Source organism: Veronia pacifica, assembly GCF_001707825.1.
Taxonomy (GTDB): domain Bacteria; phylum Pseudomonadota; class Gammaproteobacteria; order Enterobacterales; family Vibrionaceae; genus Veronia; species Veronia pacifica.
This window is the reverse complement of sequence record NZ_LYBM01000025.1, coordinates 1-22005: the sequence shown is the minus strand read 5'-3', so window position 1 is coordinate 22005 and position 22005 is coordinate 1. Positions and strand designations below refer to the sequence as shown.

Annotated in this window: 17 protein-coding genes; 12 read left to right on the top strand and 5 right to left on the bottom strand. The window is 43.7% G+C overall.

Annotated features, from left to right (window positions below; all coding sequences use genetic code 11):
* Positions 1-221 precede the first annotated feature (221 nt).
* Positions 222-830, bottom strand: a complete 609-nt coding sequence (locus tag A8L45_RS13635) for an MPN domain-containing protein (protein ID WP_068903190.1) — start codon at positions 828-830, stop codon at positions 222-224.
* Positions 831-1148: 318 nt separating this feature from the next.
* Here A8L45_RS13635 and A8L45_RS13630 point away from each other — a divergent pair, with 318 nt between their 5' ends.
* Positions 1149-2192, top strand: a complete 1044-nt coding sequence (locus A8L45_RS13630; protein ID WP_068903187.1) for an SDR family oxidoreductase — start codon at positions 1149-1151, stop codon at positions 2190-2192.
* Positions 2193-2304: 112 nt separating this feature from the next.
* Here A8L45_RS13630 and A8L45_RS13625 read toward each other — a convergent pair whose 3' ends face one another.
* Positions 2305-3870 carry a S1 family serine peptidase gene (locus A8L45_RS13625; protein WP_068903185.1) on the bottom strand — a complete coding sequence of 522 codons (1566 nt, stop codon included), beginning with the start codon at positions 3868-3870 and terminating at the stop codon, positions 2305-2307.
* Between the two features lie 378 nt (positions 3871-4248).
* On the opposite strand from A8L45_RS13625, the gene A8L45_RS24605 reads away from it, so the two are divergent.
* Positions 4249-4395 (top strand): hypothetical protein, encoded by a 147-nt coding sequence (locus A8L45_RS24605; protein ID WP_175401987.1) that lies wholly within the window; start codon positions 4249-4251, stop codon positions 4393-4395.
* 306 nt (positions 4396-4701) lie between these two features.
* Here the strand turns inward: A8L45_RS24605 and A8L45_RS13620 are convergent, their stop codons facing one another.
* Positions 4702-5838 (bottom strand): acyl-CoA desaturase, encoded by a 1137-nt coding sequence (locus A8L45_RS13620; RefSeq protein WP_068903183.1) that lies wholly within the window; start codon positions 5836-5838, stop codon positions 4702-4704.
* 381 nt (positions 5839-6219) lie between these two features.
* On the opposite strand from A8L45_RS13620, the gene A8L45_RS13615 reads away from it, so the two are divergent.
* Positions 6220-6531 carry a Rho-binding antiterminator gene (locus tag A8L45_RS13615; RefSeq protein WP_068903181.1) on the top strand — a complete coding sequence of 104 codons (312 nt, stop codon included), beginning with the start codon at positions 6220-6222 and terminating at the stop codon, positions 6529-6531.
* Between the two features lie 163 nt (positions 6532-6694).
* Positions 6695-7363, top strand: coding sequence for an HAD family hydrolase (locus A8L45_RS13610; protein WP_068903179.1), 669 nt, complete (start codon positions 6695-6697; stop codon positions 7361-7363).
* 15 nt (positions 7364-7378) lie between these two features.
* On the opposite strand, the gene A8L45_RS24600 is transcribed toward A8L45_RS13610, so the two are convergent.
* Positions 7379-7531: a hypothetical protein gene (locus A8L45_RS24600; RefSeq protein WP_175401986.1), complete on the bottom strand. Its 153-nt coding sequence runs from the start codon at positions 7529-7531 to the stop codon at positions 7379-7381.
* A gap of 304 nt (positions 7532-7835) precedes the next feature.
* On the opposite strand from A8L45_RS24600, the gene A8L45_RS13605 reads away from it, so the two are divergent.
* The 3 genes from A8L45_RS13605 (at position 7836) to A8L45_RS13595 (ending at position 11408) form a co-directional block, all read left to right on the top strand.
* Positions 7836-9665 (top strand): hybrid-cluster NAD(P)-dependent oxidoreductase, encoded by a 1830-nt coding sequence (locus tag A8L45_RS13605; RefSeq protein ID WP_068903177.1) that lies wholly within the window; start codon positions 7836-7838, stop codon positions 9663-9665.
* A 310-nt stretch (positions 9666-9975) separates the two neighbouring features.
* Positions 9976-10962: a response regulator gene (locus tag A8L45_RS13600; RefSeq protein WP_068903175.1), complete on the top strand. Its 987-nt coding sequence runs from the start codon at positions 9976-9978 to the stop codon at positions 10960-10962.
* A complete protein-coding gene (locus tag A8L45_RS13595; protein WP_068903174.1) occupies positions 10962-11408 on the top strand; it encodes a PAS domain-containing protein in 447 nt (148 codons plus the stop codon). The genes A8L45_RS13600 and A8L45_RS13595 overlap by 1 nt, the downstream gene beginning before the upstream one ends.
* Positions 11409-11435: 27 nt before the next feature.
* On the opposite strand, the gene A8L45_RS13590 is transcribed toward A8L45_RS13595, so the two are convergent.
* Entirely contained in the window at positions 11436-12218 is a 783-nt protein-coding gene (locus A8L45_RS13590) for a M48 family metallopeptidase (RefSeq protein ID WP_068903172.1), read from the bottom strand.
* A gap of 104 nt (positions 12219-12322) precedes the next feature.
* On the opposite strand from A8L45_RS13590, the gene A8L45_RS13585 reads away from it, so the two are divergent.
* The 5 genes from A8L45_RS13585 to A8L45_RS13565 form a co-directional block, all read left to right on the top strand.
* Positions 12323-12763, top strand: coding sequence for a hotdog fold thioesterase (locus A8L45_RS13585; protein ID WP_068903170.1), 441 nt, complete (start codon positions 12323-12325; stop codon positions 12761-12763).
* Positions 12753-12983, top strand: coding sequence for a DUF3389 family protein (locus tag A8L45_RS13580; protein ID WP_068903169.1), 231 nt, complete (start codon positions 12753-12755; stop codon positions 12981-12983). Before A8L45_RS13585 ends, A8L45_RS13580 begins: the two co-directional genes overlap by 11 nt.
* A gap of 1063 nt (positions 12984-14046) precedes the next feature.
* Positions 14047-16164, top strand: coding sequence for a type I secretion system permease/ATPase (locus A8L45_RS13575; protein ID WP_068903167.1), 2118 nt, complete (start codon positions 14047-14049; stop codon positions 16162-16164).
* A complete protein-coding gene (locus A8L45_RS13570; RefSeq protein WP_068903165.1) occupies positions 16164-17525 on the top strand; it encodes an HlyD family type I secretion periplasmic adaptor subunit in 1362 nt (453 codons plus the stop codon). Before A8L45_RS13575 ends, A8L45_RS13570 begins: the two co-directional genes overlap by 1 nt.
* 76 nt (positions 17526-17601) lie before the next feature.
* Positions 17602-22005 (top strand): beta strand repeat-containing protein (locus A8L45_RS13565; protein WP_175401985.1); only part of this gene is annotated, 4404 nt, incomplete at its 3' end.

Below are 22005 nucleotides of genomic sequence, written 5' to 3'. Positions count from 1 at the left end.
ACACAATACCTTTAGAAAGTATCTGTGTAATTATTTTTTTGTAGGAAAAATAATGGTTTTAAGTTGTGAATTCAAATCTGGACTATCAGTCAGCTTTGGGAGGAATTTAGAGGCAAGACGGGTGTGATTTTAAAGAAACTATAGGACAGAGCAGTAGAATAAATACCATAAGAAAATTCACACCCATGGCACCAGTTTTAATAATGTCTGGGTGTGTATTCTTATTTACACGCGGTATTAAGTAACCTACCGTAGAGTTGCGGGTCGCACAGAGCTCGCTCTCTGAGAGATCGCAAAGCGTTTTCTTCTGTTGCTTTGATGCTCTCATTCAACTCTTTGAGACGTTGGAGTTGAGCCAAACTGAAACGTTCAATCATGACTTGATTGAATCGAGGTGAATTAGACGTTAACTCCTCCCCGTATTCAAAGCGTTCACTATCTTCAAAGTGTAAAAGCTCTGTACTCTCTGAAAGGTACTTTTCTCTTTCATCACTCGGCAGTATGAGCAACGCCAGATCGAGTTCATACGTTGCAATTTTTGACTCGTAAGTCACTAATCTGTCCCGTTCATATTGGGTTAACAGCGCACCTCTCAGACTATTCCGTTTAATCTTGAGATAGTCTTCTCTTTCTACGTCTCTAGCAAAGAGATGCGAAAAGTTAACGATTAAGTTAACTTCTGCACTTTCTGGTACTGTGGGCTGTGTTTTCATCGCTAGCTCTGGTTTGAAGTGATTCTCATCAGAGAGCAAACAAGCACTGTTTCTACCCGCTAAGTTACCTCCAGCAGCATCATAAATAGCTGCGGAGCGAAGCTTGTTCTCTTCCATATTTTTTGCCTTCAGGTTTTATCCATAAATATTGACCTCTATTAATCCAAGGTATCCCAGAGTCCTTCAGGAGCCGTCAGTCAGTGTGCAAAAAGGCGTCAAATTACAGTAACAACAAGACTACTTTTGGTAACGCAGATAACTCCTTGCCTCCATGATTTTTGTGCTTTGGTGTATAAAAGGGTTCCATAATATGGCTGCGATCCGCACATCATGAGGTGTAATAAATTTGACATACCATTTCGTATGTGAATTTATATAAGTGCTTTGTTGCATATAAACAAGCAGTATCCATCACATACCAAAGGGACTCACGACATGAAAGTTTTGGTTACAGGCTCTGCAGGATTTATAGGTGGGCACGTCGTTCGCCAGTTGCTCAAACACAGTTACCAAGTCAAGGCTATGCACTTGCCAAACGAAAACCTTGCGAATCTGCAAGGACTGCCAGTTGAAACAGTTGCAGCAGATATTACCGACAGGGCATCACTTAAGTTGGCAATGGAAGATTGCGACTATGTGATCCATCTTGCTGCCATATATAAACTCTGGCTTCCAGACCCATTATTGATGGACAAAGTCAATGTCCAAGGCACTCGGAATGTTCTTGAATTAGCAAAGGAACTAGACATTAAAAGAGTTGTGTATACTAGCTCCATTGCTCGTTTTGGCGGTCAGGGTTCGGGGATTGATGCGACAGAAAAAAGCCCGTTCGCACTCGGAATAACGGGAGACCCTTACCCTATATCAAAAGCAGCTGGACACGAGATTGCTGTGAAGGCAGCTAATGATGGGCAGGATGTTGTGATATGTGCGCCGACTGGACCACTGGGGCCCGGCGATATTTCTCCGACGCCTACTGGTCGATTCATTCTTACCTGTGCAACCATGCCAATAATCACATCACTTGATTCTGCGGTGAATTTCGCAGATGTCCGTGATATCGCATTAGGTCATGTATTGGCTCTTGAAAAAGGTGTCAGTGGTGAAAGTTATCTTCTTGGCCACAAAAACCTCTCGATCCGTCAGCTCGCTGAGACAGTTTCAGAAGTTCTTGGCGTCAAGAAAATTATCATTCCTGTTCCTTTTGCTCTTGTCAGTATCTCTTCATACTTCACACTTTCTTACAGCCAATGGATCAGTCGGAAAGACCCGCTATTTACACCCACTTCTATTCATATTGCGAAGCTCGGACTAACAGCTGATTGCAGTAAGGCGGTAAACGAACTTGGCTTACCTCAAACACCTTTGGATGTCGCTATTGCCGATGCTTTAATATGGTTTAGCAAGAATGATTATATAAAATGTAGCAGTTTAAAAAGACGCATTGAAGGCATTAAAACAGCCTCTTTAACGCAATAATATATTTTGGCGACCGGAAATTCCTTGGTGAAGACCGAAATAAAAGAGTAAAAATTTTTTTAGTTCAAGTAAATGGCCCATGTAAATGGGCCATTTAAACAAATAGTATAATTTATAAATTTCTAATTTTTCGGTTGTAGGCGAAAAAAATCAATATAACAAAAGAAAGCAAACCTATATTACCCGCTTTGAACTTCATATCTCTCACCGCTACAGTCTCACCAAAATTTTCGTTAGCTGGAAGGCCTTCATAGTAAAACTCAACAAAGTTACTTTCTTGATCAAGTTTCAAATTTATATTTTTCTCACCAGTGAAATATGAGATTACCTCTTTTTGGTTTACGTATATAAATAGACCAGCGAATGCAGTATTATTTTTAGCAGTGAAACTTAACGTCCCTTTGGGGAATTTATCAAGCATAGTCATCGAATATCCATCCCCAGCCGAAGGCACAGCTTTCATTTGACCATCGCTGATAGACCATGGGTTTTTACCTAGAGGTACGATCACTGAAGGTAACTTCAGGCTTGCAAAATCTTCGTTGTCAACATTGTCCTTTCCAATACCAGTAATGTCTATGGGTAAGTAAGATGGCGCAGAGGCAGTTTCTGTATATGCAGTCGCTTCATAGATTGTTCTACCAGTTTTTACCTGCAACGTAGTGTCGATCGTACAGGATTGATTCGGTTCAAGAGCTTGCTTACATGGATTAGTGAGCAATTGGCCGTCATCAATATAAAGACTTGTCACGTTGGCTACCGAATCAGATGTGTTTTGAAGTGTGATTGGATATTTTACTAATCCTAACGGTACGTTAGGTGATTTCGTATCGTCACTGACGAATGTGATTTGGCCGTCTAAAAATTTATCAGGGCTTTCAATAAAGCTCAGGTGTGCGCCCGTATTTGCATATACCCCCGGATACTCCGCTAAGGCACAGCCTATGCCCCAACTTACGATGCCCGTTTGGACTAAAGTTCCGTCTAAATCTGTATAGAAGAGAGGGCCACCGCTATCTCCCTGACATGCATCTATTCCTCCCCAGATAATATCGCCTGCACAGATCGTTTTTCCGGTCATTAGATAGTCTTCGTATGATGTACGGCACAACTTATCAGACACAAAGTTTACGTCGACTTCTTGTAATATATCCGATACATTGCCTTCGTCAGTGACTCCCCAACCCGCTACCGTTAATACTGTCTTTGAGTTAAAGACATTTTTCATGTTCATCTTAGGCAGTGAAGCTTCGTCAATGCCTACCGGTTCTTTTTCTAGGAAAATAATAGCAATGTCATTTGCTAATGTTTGGCTATCGTACCCCGGGTGAATAACTATGCGTTCTACTGAAAATTGTTTCTCAGTCTCCTTTTTAGTAACGTCATAGTCACCAATTGTAATCATTAATACTTCTAGGAATGTATCGTCATAGTCTGCTGCCACCACACAGTGTGCTGCGGTCAAAACTTTTTTTCCTCCAATATATGTCGCGCCACAAAATGGCTCACTACTATATTCAGGGGTGCTCAAATGAGCAATAAATGGATACTTTTCTTTATCAGCATCTTTACCACCAATGACTCGGACATCAGCATTAGATTGAACTGTTCCTGATATGAGAATTAAAATTAAAAATGAAAATGCAAAAAAAGCGCTGTCGAATTTTCTAAATATCATACCCTCAACCTCAACTCATTAATGTAATTGCCCCCAAAAGATACAGTGAAAATTCTAATATATTTGTTTTAAATTCAAGAGAAGAAGTGTTAAGAATATAACTTAGGTGAGTTCCTTATGCCATGCTATGATATAAATTATTTTTATCAAAGACACATAAATAATAATTAGTTATAAAATAAAAATATTTACTCCAGTAGTTATAAACATGAAATTTTAATTCTATAATAGAAGTCGTATCTAAGCTTAATCTACAATTTTTTATGATTTATTTGACTCGGAACAATACATAGCGATTTTGATGTAATGAAACAAAAATTGCTGAGACGTGTCCACCTTGAATGAAGAAAAGCCATTTGGAAAGGAGGGAAAAAACAGGTGTCGAGAGCATCATTAATTGATGTCATTGCGGCAGTGCGTAGACGCTATCTAACAGAAAAAGCACCCGGACCACACAGCAGTTCGTTATGGCTGGTTAGAGAACGACCTACTATCGTGCGATACCTGCAAGCAGGCTCCGGGTGAACAGTCGACAGGAACTTACATGTTCCAATCATAGTTACCGCTATCAGCAATTTTTGGATCAGATTGAATTGAATTTGATTGATATAAACTCTGTTTAACCGTAAAAAGGCAATGAGTACACTACGTGATTAGACGTTTTGTCATCCGATTGAGGTGATTGATGAGTGGAAGTTCGTTTTTACGCCTGTGACTCTAGATAATAATTTTAGTCTTCAACGAGCAATGAGATGGTCATCATGTTTACGTTAGAGGCGAGATAAAACTTCATATTACTATCTCGCCTCACGGGTGCGTTGGGGTAGTTATTCAATAGGAGTAACTGGCTGCCAAGGAGTACCACGTTTTTCGTTGCTGCTGGAGTTCAGCCTTCATTTTATTGAGTTGTTGTAGAAGATCTGCTTTCTCATACTTCTTCAATAGTTTACGTTTTCTTAAGTCAAAAAAGCGTTTTTTCATGTTGTAGTAATCGGCCATTCTTGCCAGCAAGGCATCATATTCGATCTGGATTAACTGCAGGCGTCTTTGATTTTCAGGCGTTACGCTAAGTCTTTTTTGTAGTTTTACGAGAAGCATTTTCGCTTTTGCTTTTTCGATACGCTCTTCAGGTGTCACTCTCAAGCGAGTTGTAAGGCCTACCCAAGAGCCAAGCTTAATTAACCATTTTGTTGGATCGAATTGCCACCAATGTATTCCATTTCGATAGTCATTTTCAAAAATATGGTGGAAATTATGGTAGCCCTCACCAAAAGTGAACAGAGCGAGTAATCCATTATCTCTTGCGCTGTTTTTGTCTGTGTAAGGTTGACTACCCCAAATGTGGGCAAGAGAATTAATAAAGAAAGTACAGTGATGATTCAGCACCAAGCGGGTAAAACCAATAAGTATTAATGCACCCCAGACATCGCCATGTATCACCCCAAAAACAAGAGGTATGCCAAAGTTAGTGAGCAAAACTAACAGAAGATAGTACTTGTGTTGCCACATCACGACCTTGTCTTTTTGAAGGTCACGACAGTTTGAGTAATCGTTGTACTTTTCATTCTGATAGTCCCTTAGCATCCAACCGATGTGAGAAAACCAAAAGCCCCGCTGCGCCGAATAGGGGTCATTATCGTTGTCGTCCACATGTCGATGATGAATTCTATGGTCTGATGACCAGTGTAAGATGCTGTTTTGTATTGCAAACGCACCCCCCAATGCAAATATCACTTTAAGGACAACGTTAGCTTCATAAGACTTGTGCGACCATAGCCTGTGATAGCCAGCGGTAATTGACATACCTGTGAAGGTAAACGCCGCAAGCAACATTGCTATCTGGCTGAGATCGAAACCATGGTGCCAGGCCCATAGTGGAGTACCAATTATTGCTACAGCGAAGGTAAGCGCAAAGACGCCAACGTTCAGCCATAGAATCTTAGGTTGTTCTTTATGATGACTATCCATACTATTTTTTGAATTCCAGCGAACATGTGTACGCTAGAATAATTGCCTCTGTTAAGGAGTGTCAAGAAGATTATAGGGGAGGTGTTGTCAAACTGTATCCGAATGTAACAGTTGCCTCTCTTGACCCCCTGGTCGTGCTGCCATACTCCTCAAGGATGCTGATATCCTTTTCCCTTAGTCTGTTGCGGAGATGAAATATTGGTATTCATTATCTGTTTAGCACTTTATTTAAGAAACATAGGCCAGCTAATAGACATCTTTATTAACTTTTATACGGAGTAAATAAGTTCAAATAGTCTAATCTGTGTCTGGATAAGAGATGTCTCTGACATCTAATCAGTGTAATTGGATTATACAATCAGTAGGCGAGGGGAATAGGCAATGATTAGCAGAGATGCATATAAATACTTTGAGATTTCGTGCCAGCATTATTTAGAAATAGATGTATTACTAAAAAATGGTGAAGAAGTTCGTGGTTTTGCTAACGAAATAAGATTAATTGATATCATGGGCGAGAATCGAGAGTTTTTAGTTCTCAGGCAGCCTGGCATGAGCATTGATATTGATTTGGACGACGTATATGCAATGAATGCTGCTACAGAAAACGCGCATTTTTCTTATGTTAAAATTGCGGGGAAAAACGCTGCAATACCCTACAACGAAAAAAACTGTGCCAGAGAGGTTAAACGATAGATAAAAAAGGACTGGTACTATTTCGTTTATTTGTATAGATAGTATGTGTAGATAAGTAGTAATTAACATCGATAATAGCCATTCATATCAGCTGTCATTGTAATAAAAGTTACTTTTTTTTTGATAATTTTTCCACATACAGGTTAGATGGATAAATGAAAGAATGACTCGACCACTTTATGTTTTCGATCTTGATGAAACATTAATACATGCCGATAGTTCGGTACTATGGAACCAGTTTATTGTCGAAAAAGGACTTGTGACCTCCCCAGATTTTCTTGAAGAAGATAAGCGGCTGATGGATCAGTACGCCAGTGGTGATCAGGATCTTAATGAGTACCTCTCTTTTGCAATTGCCCCTCTTCTCTCTATCCCTGTTGAGAAAATTGCTGAGCTTGTTGACGAGTGCGTTGAGTCTAAAATTCTCTCAACGGTTTACCCGCAGGCACGAACGCTCATCGAGACACTCCGTGCGCAAGGTAAAGAGATGTTGATCATATCCGCATCCTCATCATTTATTGTGGAAGGCGTTGGAAAGAGACTTGGCATTCCTGTCGCGTTGGGAGTAGATCTGGAAAAATCTAATGGCTGCTATACCAGTAAAGTCCGGGGAGTGCCCAGCTACAAAGAAGGCAAAGTCACTCGATTGAAATCTTGGATTGCTGCTCAGAATAAGACGTTCGATTCCATCCACTTTTTTACTGATTCGATTAACGACTTACCTTCGTGTCTCAACGCAGACTTCGTTTACTTGGTTAATCCCTGTCCCAAGCTGAGAGAATACGCAAAAGATACGCAATGGGAAATCCTGAATTGGTCGTTGGATGATTAACCACGTTCTAATGGTTTAACGCAAAGTTAGCGACTGAAAATACTCAAGAGCGTATTTTGTGGCAAGGCTGATGTATAAGTTACCCGCTTTAAAGCTCTCCCAAAAACCATAGATTCGGGCGTAGAGGATAACGCGACGCTGATTGGTGTCCTCTGTATTTACTACCATCTTCTTCAGTCAAACAAGGCTTTGTATCTATGCAAGGCAAGGCAAGGCAAGACAAGGATAACTTTATTCCTACCTGACAAAAACGGGCCTGTGGGGAGAATGATCAGGCTATTATTTGGGTTGAGTTCACCTTTAACCCTTTTTATAACACTGACATTAAGCATATTGTGTGCTGAAATACGTCAACGTCCCTCTATCGAGTAACGGCTAGATACTCAGTCATTGACCTGAGAATCCCTAACTCTCTGAAAGCGTTATAAATAGGGACCTTAAAACAAAAACTAAAACAAAAAAGGAGTATTTTGTGGCGCAGGCAGTCTTATCAGAAATTTTCATCTATCCAATCAAATCTGCAGGGGGCATCAGTCTTCCATCATCAATGGTTGAAAGCACAGGGCTCACTTTTGACCGACGTTTTATGATTTGCGATACGAAAGGAAAAATGGTCACTGGCCGAACCTCTCCCGAGATCCCTCAAATTTCTTTATCACTTCTTCCTGACGGCGTGCAGCTCAGTCATTCATCGATGTCTCCTCTGACCCTTAAATATGCCAGCTTTTCAATGAAGCCTTTCCAGACTCATGTGTGGGATGATGAATTCGAGGCGTTCACAACCAGTGCAATGGCAGACGGTTGGTTGAGTCATCTACTCGGTAAACAGGTAAAGTTGCTCTATACAGGCGAGGAGAGCCCCCGCTTCGGCAGTAAAGCCGATATGACAGTGAGCTTTGCCGATGCATTTCCATTATTGCTGATCTCAGAAGCATCATTAGAGGCACTAAATGACAGATCGCCTCGACACAACGTTATGTCGCAATTTCGTACGAATCTGGTGGTGAAAAACACGTTACCTTTTGCTGAAGATAGTTGGGCAAAAATTCGAATTGGCGACGTTATGTTTGCAGTGAGCTGTCCTTGTAGTCGCTGTGTGTTCACAACGTTAGACGTTAAGTCTGGCACCTATCATGCTGAGGGTGAACCCATTACGACACTGAGTCAGTTTCGCACTGACGACGAGGGTAATGTTAACTTTGGTGTGAACATCGTCGCCCTCAACGATGGTCAAATACATGCTGATGACGAAATAGAGATCCTCGAATATCGCACGCCAGAGGTATATAAAGATACATCAACGCCAAAAATGCATTTGCAATGCGTCGAAAAACAGCCAGTAGCGAACGACTTTATGACCTTCTGGTTTGAACAAACCAACGGTGTTTTGCCCACATACCGTGCAGGTCAACATTTGCCGATTGAACTCATGATCAACGGCGAACACGTCAAACGTCGATATACTCTATCATCGAGTCCAACACGTCCCGAGCGTCTCTCTATTTCAGTAAAGCGGGTGGAGGGAGGTCTGGTGTCTAACTGGCTTCATGACCATTTTGAAGTTGGCAGTCAATTAAAGGCGTTGCAGCCTGCAGGTGATTTTTTCCTTAGTGATGAAGAGAACGAACGATCATCATTACTCCTTCTCTCTGCTGGGAGCGGCGTGACGCCAATGATGTCCATATTAAGAACACTGGCAGACCTGAATACAGTAGAAGACATTGTTTTTTATCATCAATGTCGGAGCGAACAGGATATCCCGTTCCACGATGAGTTGAAACAATTCGCCGAACAACATCCTGAGCTCAACATCATCATATGTCTAACTGCACCATCTGCCGGTTGGCAAGGTCCTTCTGGACGTTTGAATCAGGATCATTTTTCGCTCATTCCTGAACTTCTGAAAAGACAAGTCTTTGTTTGTGGGCCGCAGGGTTTCATGGATTCTGCTATCGAACAACTGAGAGAGGCAGGTGTTCCAGACGACCAGTTATATCAAGAATTTTTCACGCCACCTGATGTGAAAACTGATGATGAGCTGTTGACTGTAAATATAAATGTTAACGGCGAATATATAAGAGGGAATAATCAGGCATTTATTCTGAAGCAGGCTGAGGAGGCGGGTGTCTATCTACCCAACAATTGTCGAGCCGGAGTTTGTGGAACCTGTAAGGTAAAGTTGATCTCAGGGGACGTAGAACAACCAAATTTGCCGGGTCTAATGCCGGGTGAGAGAGAAGATGGCTTTATATTGACCTGCTGTTGCGTGCCGAAAAGTGACATTGAAATTGCAACTTTATAACGCGTTGACATCCTTTTAGTGTTTTCGATGAATAGCCCGGTTTGTCCTGTATGCAAGCTGGGCTATTTTGTTGATTAACGGTCTTTTATTACCCTTTTCTATGCTAACGTTATATATCAGCTTTGCCTGCGGTCATCTTTTTCATCGGGTGTACGAATTAGATATAGATATTTCTCGGAACCACTCAATATTCCCTCTGTTTCCGAGTCATAAGGCTAAAACCTCATTTACCCGCTATGCTTACTATTCATCTTAATATATTGATTTTGTTGTTTTTAGCATCAAAAAAGCACTTAAAGGAGAATGTCATTTGGCTCTGCAGGTTCTTGTTGCCGACTCCTCAACATTGTCATCGAGACAGCTCAACAAAACGATCAGCCAGATAGAAACCGCTGAAGTTTGCCATGTCAAAAACGTTGAAGCACTAACCTCAGCGGTGATGGAAAAGACATTCGATCTGATCTTTTTAGACACGCTGTTTGATGCTGATGGCATCGAGAGTGTGCTGACGCTTTTGCAGAAGTATGAGGTAACGACTCCTCTGACATTAATGAGTGTCGACCCGCAATCTGAGGCTGACGGTGGGTCACTGGTGAGAGGGACAGTGGGTACGTTGGCAAAGCCAATCGATACCGGCGCAATGCGGCTGCATTTGGCGGCGCTCGTGCTGACTAATGAGGCAAAGCAGGCGGCCTGGCTGGACAGAGAGGCTGACGCCCTCTTGCAATCCGTTGAATCACTCTCTACCTATGAAACGGCAGCTGAAGCACTGAGGGATGAAATTAATATTACTAACATGGACACCCTTGATGTCAGAGTGGGTGTACTCAGATCCAGCGAGCTGGCGATGATAACGGAGCTGGTGTCCGAGGAAACAGTTATTTTGGTTCAGGATTTTGGTGGGGAGCTCATTGCTGGTGAGGTGTTGCTGGTCATGGATGAGATTAATGAGAGCGATTGTCTTGAGCTGCTTGGTGTTGCGGGTATAGAGAATAACACTCAACAGGAGCTGTTTCGCGAGCTAGCAAATCGACTAAACGCAGCATTTCTTGGCGCCTTCGGTAAGCAAATGGGACTTAAGTTTGTGCTTGCTCCACCAACACTTTTGCATGAGCACTTATTGCTTACATCGTCTGAAAAGGATAACGACATGCCAGCTCCAAAACTGGTTTTTGAGTTTACATTTACACTGGATAGCTCATCCAGTCAGGGTGTCATACTACTTGTATTACAAGATGACTCGATATCGGTGCTCGACAATAAACTGGCATATTTACTTGATGATGAGGAAATATAATGTCAACTGAAGATGAGTTTGACGACATGAACCGCATGCTGGATATTTTGCAGCATATAGATCTGGGTTTAGTGGTTATCGATCAACACTTTGATATCGACATATGGAATGGATTCATGGTTCACCACACAGGTAAGATGGCAAGCGATGTCAAGGGACAGTCATTGTTTGATGTTTTTCCTGAAATTGAAGAAATGTGGTTACGTGAAAAACTTCACTCCGCTTTTAACCACAAGCAAGCAGTATTTTCAGTGTGGCAGGACAGGCCATATTTGTTCAAAAGCCGCAACGTGTTGCCACTTACAGGTAACAAGAAACCCATGTTTCAAAACGTCACCTTTCGACCGCTGGTCAACATGCGCGGCATTGTCACGCATGTTGGCATTATGGTGACTAATGTGACGACAGAAGCCCTACTTTATAGCAGAGTGAAAGGCAATGCTTGAACCTGCAATCACGCGTCGTGTTTCCCCCTAGCGGCGACATTTAGGAGCGTCGTATTTTGCTGACGTCAATGTCGTCATCGCTGAGCGGAGATCATTGATCCTCGTCGAGCTGGATGGGTGAGTGGACAACAACTCCGGTGGCGCACCCTTTGAAGCCTTTGCCATATTTTGCCACAGCCTCACGCTCTGGGAGGGCTTAAAACCAGCCTCATTCATAATTTTCAGACCAATCAAATCAGATTCTGTTTCGTGAGCTCGACTGAAGGGAAGCATCACGCCAAACTTGAGGCCAAGTCCTAATCCAGAAAGAATTTGTGCTTTGTACTCGCCGTCAAGAGACACGCTGGCAATTTGCAAGGCAGAGTTACTGGCAATTGACTGAGAAACCCTTTCTGCACCATGATTTGCAAGGACATGACCGATTTCGTGTCCAATCACCGCAGCCAGTTGATCCTGAGTTGTTGCGACATCGAGCAGGCCTGTGTATACGCCAATTTTGCCGCCGGGTAGCGCGAATGCGTTGACCTGCTTACTGTCGAACACCACCACTTCCCATTCTTTAAACTCTGGCTGTGGTGGCACAACCCGAAGTAGCGCGTTGGTGACACAGTTGACGTAGGCGATTGTTTTTTTGTCTGTGCTAATTTTTTCTTTTTTCTTCAATTCATCAAAGGCTTGTAATCCCATGGCAGCCATTTGTCGGCTGTCCGTAATGATAAACTGCTTTCGGCCTGTAGGTGAGGTTGCACAGGCAGTCATCAGACACATCATGCCGACAACTGCCATAGTCATAATCTGACGTCGTTTCATAGAATCCATCCTTCATCGAACGTTAGTAGCTAGCTTAGCATTGCTATGCGAGAGAGTTTACCGTTAATGTATTGAAGTGTGTTTTTTATACAGGGAGAAAATCATTGGCCATTTGGAAGAAAGAAATATCATTGAAGTCGCTGAATGAATCATCTGTCAACACTATTGTCGAACATATTGGCATACGCTTTACTGACTTTGATGACAACAGTATATCGGGTACCATGCCAGTCGATCACAGAACACATCAGCCTTTGGGTATTCTTCACGGAGGGTCATCTGTTGTACTGGCAGAAACTCTGGGCTCAGTGGCAGCCAACAAAGCTGCTGATGAGGGGTACTATTGCGTTGGACTGGATATTAATGCCAATCACGTTCGTGCGATTCGTTCCGGTCTGGTGATTGGCTGTGCCAAACCCGCTCATATTGGTGCGACTACACAGGTGTGGATGATTGAAATTTCAGACGAGAGAGGGCGGCTTATTTGTACCAGCAGATTGACGATGGCCGTTCTGAAGGATAAGAGAGAAAAAATTGGTCGTTGATATACCCGGTGGAAAACTCATTGTCACTGCTCATGAAGTTATGGTTAAACTTGAACAGAGTCGGATGACATTACGAGCACAAGTAGACGATATATCGCTTTTGAGCGGAGCAAAAATGCTCATTGCTAATGGTGGAAGCGTCAGCTGGAGCTTATCACTTCACAATGACGAACAACTCAAAGCAATCAGTGATGTTTGTGGGATAGCGATTAAATCGTAAGTTTTTCCTGTATTGTCGTTGAGGTTAAACAGATTTTTTACAAAGCTAAAAGAGAGTAAGAATAACTCCTAAAAAAAGCCTCCCTTAGAGGCTTTTTTATTATTTTTAGCTTGAGTGTTAAATGCTCTATTTCTTTTTCTACTCAGTCATATTTACCAATAAAGAAATGAGCCAATGAAAGGCTTTACCCTCATTTAAAGTCTTAGGCGGATTAAATGTAACGGTAAAGACAAAATCAGCTGTCTAGATAAATTTAAATTTTGAATGTATTTACCAACAATGGAGGTTGATTCAATTCTATTCAACATCGTAATCATCTATTAACAGATTGATTAGAACGAAACAGAGAAAGGTGATTACATTAAAGATGATTAAACTCAGTTTTTTTAATTTATATTATTAAACTATCACTTGCATGGTTAACTTTATACTTGATGTAAGTTATTTTTTCATCTGGTCAATGTTTTGCCAATTAATATAGACATCTTATCGATTTACACATCTAATATTCCTTGTTTTTTAAATTAAAATTATTTTTATCAATTGCCGTTAAAAATTAATTAGATTGATGATTTAAGTATTTTTACTAACGGCAACTCTTAACTAGAAACTATTTCATAATACTTAAGTTTAATTTTTTTCATCTTAAAAATAACGATAAATTAAATTTGTCATTTTTTTTAATTAATTTAAAGCTACATTTATCAATGGTTTGATTCTCAATCTTGATGTTTAAAACTTCTCTGTATTAGGTCTTTTTAATTTTAAATATGATATTTTATCTCTTATTTGAGAATTAAAATCTATAATATCTATTAGATTGGTTAAAGTATGACAAATAGATTAGGTTTTAGTTCATAGTGATTAAAGTTATATATAAAACACTATGCATCAGGATAGATTTTATATCGTATAAGGGAATATGAAAATTACTAATAAATAATAAAATACTAAATATATAAACGAGCTATTTAAACGTCAGTAAACAAGTTAAAGCACGATAAAAATAAACTCCCTTTCGGAGGTTTGTGGGTTAGGTGACTGGTTAAGGGAAAACGGAACTATGGATGTTAGTTTGCAAGCACTCAAGCTGGTCGCGAGTGTGCTTGAGGTATCTTTTTCAATCGAAGAAGTTAGCAAACGTTATTTCTCAGATGAAATGCATGACGAAAAAACACAGCTTGTTCGGGCGGCCAAATCTATTGGTTTGAAGGCAAAGTCTAAGTTTTTCAAAAATAAACTGCAGTTCATTAAAGTACCATCACCTTTTATTTTCTATACAAAGTCAGGCGATATACGTGTATTCCTTTCCAAGTCAGAAGACTATCGCTGTCTTATTCAAGATCCTTCAGCGTCTTGTCCAGAAATAATACCATTTGATGATTTGGTTCCTCAGATTCGTGGTGATGTGGTGATGTTTACCCGTCGTCACGCATTACTTTCTGAGGAAAACAAATTCACGATGAAGTGGTTCCTCACAGCATTTTCACGCTACAAAAAACTGCTATTTGAGATTGTGCTCGCATCATTTTTTATCCAACTGTTGGCTTTGGTGACGCCCATATTCTTTCAGGTCGTCGTAGATAAAGTATTAACTCATCATAGCCTGACGACGCTTGATGTACTGGCTATTGGGATGCTGGCCGTAGTCACGTTCGATGTGTTGTTGTCCTGGCTGCGAAATTATCAGCTTAGTCACACTGCACAACGACTGGATGTGAGTCTTGGCGCGAGGCTCTATCAGCATCTCATGGGCTTGCCAATGGCCTATTTTCTCTGTCGTCAGGTCGGTACGACCGTCGCTCGTGTGCATGAGCTAAAAAATATTCGAGAGTTTCTTACCGGGTCGACTCTGACTCTTTGTATTGATCTATTTTTTACTCTGATCTTCTTCATTGTTATGTATTTATACAGCCCAGTGCTCACCTACATTGTGCTGGGTTCATTAGTACCGTACATCCTTCTCTCTCTCATAATCACGCCCGTTTTACGTCGTCGACTCGACATTCAGTTCAAACGTGGTGCTGAAAATCAGGCGTTCCTTGTTGAATCGATATCCGGTATCGAAACCATCAAGTCACAGGCGATTGAAGGACAAATGGAAAGGCGATGGGATGAGCAGCTAGCTGGGTTTGTTACCAGTTCCTTCCGAACCCAGATGCTGGGTAATGGTGCTCAGCAAGTGTCTCAGTGGATAAGTAAAGTCACTATGTTGCTCCTACTTTGGGTGGGTGCTCGATTGGTCATTACCGGACAGCTTACCGTTGGTGAGTTAATCGCATTTAATATGTTCGCAGGTCAGGTCAATGCACCTATTTTGCGAATTGTTCAGCTTTGGCACCAATTTCAACAAGTTCGGCTATCAGTCAAGCGGCTCGGCGACATCCTGAACGTGCCAACAGAAGTGAACAAGAAAAAGACATACACCAATATCAAGCGCATCCGGGGTGAGGTTAGCTTTGAGAAAGTCAGATTCAGTTATTCCCCTGATGCCCCGCCGACAATTAACGATCTCGATCTACATATCAAACCCGGCGAAATTATCGGTGTGGTTGGGCGCTCGGGGTCGGGGAAAAGCACACTGGCGAAGTTACTTCAGAGCTTTTATCACATCCAGTCAGGGCAGATAAAGGTAGATGGCGTCTCTATCAATTCGATCTCACCGTCAGCGTTACGTCATCAAATCGGCGTTGTTCAGCAAGAGACGAATCTGTTCAATCGTTCTATCAGAGACAACATTGCGCTGGCTCATCCGGGAGCGAGTAATGAAGACATTCTAGAGGTTGCCAAGCTCTCTGGCGTTCATGATTTCATCGGTGATCTACAAGACGGTTACAACACCATTGTGGGTGAGCACGGCTGTTTGCTGTCCGGAGGACAAAGGCAGCGAGTAGGCATAGCCAGAGCGCTTCTCGGCGATCCACGTATTCTTATTTTTGATGAAGCAACGAGCGCGCTGGATTATGAATCAGAGGCAATTATCCAGCAGAACATGCAGGCAATCTGTCAAAACCGCACCGTGATCATCATTGCTCATCGCTTATCTACAGTCAGATGTAGCGATCGTGTCATTGTTGTTGATCACGGTCGTGTTGTGGAACAAGGCCACTGGGAAATGCTGCTGCGTCGAAAAGGGCATTACTCACGCCTTCATGATTTGCAGGAAGGGAGAACAGCATAATGGGCATTTTCTCAGACGACGAGAAAATCGATACTGGTTTTTTACCCGCTGTACAGGAAGTCGAACAGACGCCACCATCACCTGTTGGTCGCGTGATTGTATGGGCAGTGGTTTTCCTTGTCGTTGGTGCTGTTTCATGGGCGCACTTTTCAGAAATTGACATTGTTTCTGTATCCCGGGGCCAATTGGTCTTGAGCGGAAAAGGGCGCCCGGTTCAACCGGTTCTTGCCAACAAAATTGTCAAAATAGGCGTGCAAGAAGGTGACGTTGTCAGAGAAAGGGACGTACTTGTTGTCTTGGATCAGTCCAATATAGATGTCCGACTGAAGCAGACCAATGTAGCGCTGGAAAGCGTGGCAATAGAGTTAAACCGACTAAAGGCTCAGCTTGGGTTTCTCAACCGACCTTACGAAGCATTAGCAGAATACAACGCATCAGTCTCTGAACGACTTAAGACAGAACACCCTAATCTTTTCAGTTCTCAGGGGCACGTGCTCACAGCAGAGCTGAATCACTACGCATCGAAAACCTACGAACTGCGCAAGAGGCTCTTAAAGGCGGAAGAAGATTATTACGCCTACCAGTCTCAGTGGGAAAGTTCTAAGTCCATCCTGCCAATTATCCGAAAACAACGCAAAAGTATTCAGTCTCTTACCAAAAAGAAACTCGCGACAGCAGATGCCTTGTACGAAGTGAGGAAAACAGAGATCAACGCACTCCATCAGGTTAACTCCAGTGAGGCGATGATGAAATCTGCAAGCGTCGAGATAGAGTCTGTACAGGCGCAGATATCCGCTTACGAACAGTCTTTTCGCACGCAAATTGTTAATCAAATCAATGAAGCAGAGAGCATGCTCCACAGCTACAGCAGTGATTTAGGCGCACTGGAATTAGAAAAAAGCCAGCATTTGGTTAGAGCGTCAGCAAGTGGCGTTGTTCAGCAAGTGCTGCACAGAGACAAGGGGGCTTTCGTCAATCAAGGTGAAGTGTTGATGGTGATAGTGCCCCAGAACGAGCCGTTGTATGCCGAAGTTCTTGTTCAAAACAAAGATATTGGATTTTTAGAGACCGGGCAGGATGTGGCGCTGAAGCTTGACGCGTTTAACTTCACCCGGTACGGCAAGCTGACGGGCAAGTTAGTCAACATTAGCTCGGATGCAATTGAGCATGAGTCTCTTGGACCCGTTTACAAGGCAACTGTGTCGGTTCAGGAGAAAGCTCTGCTTGCAGATGGTAAGTCAAGAACCCTGGAACCGGGTATGTCTTTAACGGCTGAGATTAAGACGGGAAGCAGAGATGTTTTGAGTTTCTTCACGAGCACGATTGCTAGGCATTTAGATGAGGCTGTCACAGTTAAATAACCGCTGTGGCTCAAAAATATAGCCCTTTTCTCACAAGGAGAGTGAAGGTGCGACAGGAATGAATGGGGGAGAGAATATGAGTGTTCAAAATGTTGCGGCCGGTGTATTGGTGGATTTGACTGGCAAAGGTATCAACCTTCTTAGTATTCAGGATGCAAAGGTCAACTTTGATTGGAACGGTGATGGTTTTGCGACCCAAACTGCATGGATGGGTCAAGGAACAGCGATGCTGTTTTTCGACCAAAATGGGAACGGTATTGTTGACGGTACTAATGAGATTAATTTTGCAGCGTATACACAGCAAACTAAGGATACTGCTTTAGGCGGGCTCGCCTTTTTTGACCATTACTCAAATTCTCAAAGGCCCACACTTAACGGAAACAAAAATGGTTTCCTCGACCATGGTGATGGACTTTATGCCTCTTTTTATATCTGGCAGGACGCAAATCTTGATGGTGTTTCCCAATCTAACGAGGTTGTTTCACTGTCTCATTATTCTATGGGCGGGCAAAGGTACCCACTTACCTTCGCCAAATACTCTAACTTGCCCGCATCTGACACAAAGATAAATGATGTCCAAATATACCAAACCACCAAAATTTATGGACTCAACATGGCAACGGGAAAAGCTGCCTTCGGTTTGGATGCAATTGATGCCGCTTTTTACACGAACAGTCTTCGCTATGTAGCAGACGGTGTGTACGACAAGAAGGATCAATACGGTCTCATTCATCGCGATTACGACGCAAACGTCGCAGCTAATCTCAATATGGCCTCTGACGGTCTCTACAGCGTCAAAGCATCCAATCTCGACGATGTCATTGTTGCGGGTAAAGATTCAAGCGTCGAAATATTAGGTTTTGGTGGCGATGACCAGATACAAGGCGGCGGCGGAGATGATCGCATTAATGGTGGTGCTGGCGCTGACTCTATTTCTGCCGGCGGTGGTAACGACCTCATCGTGGCTGACAGCGAAGATATATTGATTGACGGTGGAGAAGGTGATGCGGATAAGCTGAGGTTTTCGGAGACTGGCGACGTTACCATTGATCTTAATGAATCTCATATTAAGAACATCGAACAAGTATTTGGCAACGAGGGCAGTGATGCTCTGACAGCAGATGATGGCGGCCGCCTGCTCTCAGGAGGGGCTGGCAATGATGTGCTGACTGGCGGGGAGGGCAGTGATCAACTGTACGGTGGTTCTGGTGCTGATAAGTTGTTCGGAAATGGCGGCGATGACAGTTTATACGCAGACAGTGACGATCTTGAACTCGACGGTGGGGAGGGTAAGGATACACTCTATTTTACTGGTTCTGAAGGGGTGAATGTTGATGCACGCTCTGACGCTATAAAGGGTGTGGAAACAATCGTAGGTACGTCGTCAGATGATACGCTCAGAGCTGATGACAGTGGCATGAAACTGGATGGCGGTGAGGGTGACGATACCCTGATTGGTGGTGCAGGTAATGATGCTTTTGTTATCGACAGTGCTGCAGACAGTTTTGAAGGGGGCGATGGCTTGGATTCTGTCCAATACAGCGGCAGTGACAGCATAACTATTGATTTGACAGGAACAGGCGTTGAAATAGCCAATGGTGGTGCCGGTGATGACATCCTGAAAGGCAACAAAGAGTCAACAAACGTGCTCAATGGAGGCGCGGGGGCTGATGAACTCACAGGTGGAGACTTCGCTGATACTTTATATGGTGGCGCCGGTAACGACACCCTCGAGGGCGGCGCAGGTAAAGATGTACTTTATGGAAACGCAGGCAGTGACACCCTCAAGGGTGGGGATGGCAATGACACCTTGCATATTGATGCGGACGATACCTTTGATGGTGGCGATGGTATTGACACCTTGGTCTATCAAGGAACCGACAATGCCAACATTACTCTGCAAGGGGATGAGAGCATTGAAATCGTACGGGGAGGAAGTGGTAACGACACGATCACTGGCGATGATAACTCCAATGACCTTTATGGAAATGAAGGTACCGACACTCTGTCCGGTGGCGGTGGTCAAGATACTCTTTACATTGATAGTGATGATACGTTCTCTGGCGGTGATGGTGTTGATACAGTCGTTTATCAGGGTGATGATGGCGGTGAAATCAGGATCCAAGGCACAGGTGTAGAGCGCGCAATTGGTGGTGACGGCAGTGATACGATCTATGGCATTGATAGTATTACGGGCGAGGTTCCGACCACAATTATTGTCGACGGGAAAGAAATTGAATATACCCCGGGAGGCTACCTTCACGGAGGTGCGGGCGACGATACCCTTATCGCAGGTAATATGAACCACTCACTCATCGGTGGTGAGGGTAAAAATAAGCTTATCGGCGGCGCAGGTAACGACCGTTTGCTTGTTGACAATGATGATACTTATCAGGGGGGTGCGGGCACTGATACCGTCGAGTACGGTGGCACCGGAAACGCCAATCTTTCATTGCAAGGTACCAACATCGAGTGGGCTATCGGTGGGCAAGGCGATGACGTTATTACGGGAAGCGACCAATCCGACAAAATGTCTGGCTTGGGCGGAAAAGATACGTTCAATGCTGATGTCAGTGACCAGATTGATGGCGGAGATGGTTATGACACCGTCAATTTTGTTGATGCAAATGGTGTTGACATAAACCTCGGCGAATCGAGTAATTACAACAGTATTGAGCAGTTTAACGGGACAGACAGTGCCGACAAGATTGTAACCAGTGGAAATGGCAACATTGTCTACGGCGGTGAGGGCGATGATGAACTGACAGGTTCGGGTGGCAATGATTTCCTGTCTGGTGGGGCGGGTGCAGATAAGCTCCACGGTGGTGCGGGTAACGACACCATCGTTATTGACTCTGATGATATTGAGTTCAGTGGCGGGGACGGCGTAGATACGCTGAACTATATTGGCAGCGAAAACTTCACGTTCAATCTTGGAAACAGAGGCTTTGAAAAAGCCTCCGGTGGTTTGGGCAATGACGTGCTCACAGGAGATGAGCAAGCGAATGACTTACAGGGGTCTGATGGTAATGATGTCCTCTCGGGCGAGGGGGGGAACGACATCCTTACAGGGGGGCAGGGTGCTGACACCTTAAAAGGTGGTGCAGGTGACGATACCATTTACTTCGATAAAGCTGACACCATTGATGCTGGAGAAGGGACCGATAGTGTCATTTACGCCGAGAACGATAATTTAACATACTCCCTCGCTGGTACAGGAGCAGAAAACCTTGGGGGCGGCGGTGGTGATGATGATCTGACGGGTGATGACAACAATAACCGAATTTTTGGTAACAAAGGTGACGATACATTACGCGGCGGAGCTGGCAACGATATTCTTGTTGGGCACCGGGATGGAGATGATGTGGAGTCAGGTAAAGATCATCTGATTGGTGGCGCTGGCGACGACCAACTCTATGTTGACAGTCAGGATACTTGGGAAGGCGGGGACGGCACTGATACCGTTATTTACACTGCAGCAGAAGATGCAAATATCTCTCTTCAAGGCACCGGAGTAGAGGACGCTATCGGTGGTGCAGGTAAAGACACTATCACGGGTGATGCAACTAATAATAAGCTCCTTGGTCTAGGTGGAGATGACACGCTGAAAGGTGGTGAGGGAGACGATGAGCTCAGCGGCGGACTCGGTAACGATTATCTGGACGGCGGGGCAGGTGCTGACCAACTTGAAGGCGGCGATGGCAATGACACCCTGGTTGTTGACTACAACGATTCTTTCTCAGGTGGTGAGGGTATCGATACCGTTGTTTTTGCTCTGGATGAGAGTGTTGTTCTTGAAACTGGTGAAGATGTAGAAAACGCGACTGCTGGCGGAGGAGATGACCAAGTCCGTGGTAACGAAGGTGCAAATATTCTTCGTGGCGGAGCGGGTAACGATAGCCTTTCTGGTTTTGGTGGCAACGATACGTTATACGGCGGTGAAGGTAACGATATTCTGTCTGGGGATGAGGGCGAAGATACCCTTTACGGTGGTGATGGTGACGACCGCCTTTTCACAGATGGAAATGACACACTCGTGGGCGGGGACGGTTTTGATACAGCTGTCATGACTCAGAACGAGTCTGGCGTATCGTTTACCCTTGATGAAAATGCAGATATCGAGGCGATAGAGGGCAATCGCCACAATGATACGTTAACCGGTAACACTGAAGACAACCGAATCAGCGGAGTGCAGGGCAACGATACACTTTATGGCCTGGAGGGTAATGACACGCTGATCGGTGGCGAAGGCTCTGACTCTCTATACGGGGGCGCGGGCGACGATACCTTTGTCTTTGAAGGAGATAATGCGGTCGTTGACGGTGGCGAGGGTAACGATACGGTATCGGCCGCCAACGCCACGTCAGGGGTGACGGTCAACCTTTCAGATACTGCCTATACCTCTATCGAGTCTATTGAGGGCTCCACTTCTTCCGATATCCTTCGCGGTGACAGCAATGATAACCAGATCTCAGGTGGC